The sequence below is a fragment of the Pseudomonas sp. 1 R 17 genome (assembly GCF_900067035.1).
GTDB classification, from domain to species: domain Bacteria; phylum Pseudomonadota; class Gammaproteobacteria; order Pseudomonadales; family Pseudomonadaceae; genus Aquipseudomonas; species Aquipseudomonas marginalis.
This window is the reverse complement of the sequence record NZ_FKLB01000033.1, coordinates 1-2,104: the sequence shown is the minus strand read 5'-3', so window position 1 is coordinate 2,104 and position 2,104 is coordinate 1. Positions and strand designations below refer to the sequence as shown.

At 51.2% G+C, this 2,104-nt stretch carries 1 protein-coding gene and 1 rRNA gene; both read left to right on the top strand.

Translation table 11 applies throughout. From position 1 onward, the window contains the following. On the top strand, positions 1 to 210 hold a 210-nt coding region (locus BFP99_RS33415), incomplete at its 5' end, for a hypothetical protein (RefSeq protein ID WP_218064734.1). A gap of 292 nt (positions 211 to 502) precedes the next feature. Beyond that, a 16S ribosomal RNA gene (locus tag BFP99_RS10620) occupies positions 503 to 2,039 on the top strand. Positions 2,040 to 2,104 lie beyond the last annotated feature (65 nt).

The window sequence follows — 2,104 nt, the reverse complement described above, 5'->3', positions numbered from 1 at the left end:
ACTTCCGGCGCAGTCGAAACGCAAAACTCCTTGGTAAACAAAGAGTTATGCAGAATAAGGCAGCGGATTGCTTCAGTTCATCGAAGCCCAGAAGGAGTTGATAGAGTCATGTTGTTTGACGCTATTAACGATTCGATCTTCTCGGTCGAAAGCGGAGAAAAAGAGGTGTTGACAGCAGCGTGTAACGCTGTAGAATTCGCCTCCCGCTGACGAGAGATCGCAAGCGCAAGTGGTTGAAGTTGTTGAAGAAATCTTCGAAAGCTTCTGAAAATAATCACTTGACAGCAAATGAGGCTGCTGTAGAATGCGCGCCTCGGTTGAGACGAAAGCTCTTAACCAACCGCTCTTTAACAACTGAATCAAGCAATTCGTGTGGGTGCTTGTGGAGTCAGACTGATAGTCAACAAGATTATCAGCATCACAAGTTACTCCGCGAGAAATCAAAGAATAACCAACGATTGCTGAGCCAAGTTTAGGGTTTCTTAAAAACCCAAAGATGTTTGAACTGAAGAGTTTGATCATGGCTCAGATTGAACGCTGGCGGCAGGCCTAACACATGCAAGTCGAGCGGTAGAGAGAAGCTTGCTTCTCTTGAGAGCGGCGGACGGGTGAGTAATGCCTAGGAATCTGCCTGGTAGTGGGGGATAACGTTCGGAAACGGACGCTAATACCGCATACGTCCTACGGGAGAAAGCAGGGGACCTTCGGGCCTTGCGCTATCAGATGAGCCTAGGTCGGATTAGCTAGTTGGTGGGGTAATGGCTCACCAAGGCGACGATCCGTAACTGGTCTGAGAGGATGATCAGTCACACTGGAACTGAGACACGGTCCAGACTCCTACGGGAGGCAGCAGTGGGGAATATTGGACAATGGGCGAAAGCCTGATCCAGCCATGCCGCGTGTGTGAAGAAGGTCTTCGGATTGTAAAGCACTTTAAGTTGGGAGGAAGGGCCATTACCTAATACGTGATGGTTTTGACGTTACCGACAGAATAAGCACCGGCTAACTCTGTGCCAGCAGCCGCGGTAATACAGAGGGTGCAAGCGTTAATCGGAATTACTGGGCGTAAAGCGCGCGTAGGTGGTTTGTTAAGTTGGATGTGAAATCCCCGGGCTCAACCTGGGAACTGCATTCAAAACTGACTGACTAGAGTATGGTAGAGGGTGGTGGAATTTCCTGTGTAGCGGTGAAATGCGTAGATATAGGAAGGAACACCAGTGGCGAAGGCGACCACCTGGACTGATACTGACACTGAGGTGCGAAAGCGTGGGGAGCAAACAGGATTAGATACCCTGGTAGTCCACGCCGTAAACGATGTCAACTAGCCGTTGGGAGCCTTGAGCTCTTAGTGGCGCAGCTAACGCATTAAGTTGACCGCCTGGGGAGTACGGCCGCAAGGTTAAAACTCAAATGAATTGACGGGGGCCCGCACAAGCGGTGGAGCATGTGGTTTAATTCGAAGCAACGCGAAGAACCTTACCAGGCCTTGACATCCAATGAACTTTCTAGAGATAGATTGGTGCCTTCGGGAACATTGAGACAGGTGCTGCATGGCTGTCGTCAGCTCGTGTCGTGAGATGTTGGGTTAAGTCCCGTAACGAGCGCAACCCTTGTCCTTAGTTACCAGCACGTGATGGTGGGCACTCTAAGGAGACTGCCGGTGACAAACCGGAGGAAGGTGGGGATGACGTCAAGTCATCATGGCCCTTACGGCCTGGGCTACACACGTGCTACAATGGTCGGTACAGAGGGTTGCCAAGCCGCGAGGTGGAGCTAATCCCAGAAAACCGATCGTAGTCCGGATCGCAGTCTGCAACTCGACTGCGTGAAGTCGGAATCGCTAGTAATCGCGAATCAGAATGTCGCGGTGAATACGTTCCCGGGCCTTGTACACACCGCCCGTCACACCATGGGAGTGGGTTGCACCAGAAGTAGCTAGTCTAACCTTCGGGAGGACGGTTACCACGGTGTGATTCATGACTGGGGTGAAGTCGTAACAAGGTAGCCGTAGGGGAACCTGCGGCTGGATCACCTCCTTAATCGACGACATCAGCTGCTCCATAAGTTCCCACACGAATTGCTTGATTCATTGAAGAAGACGATA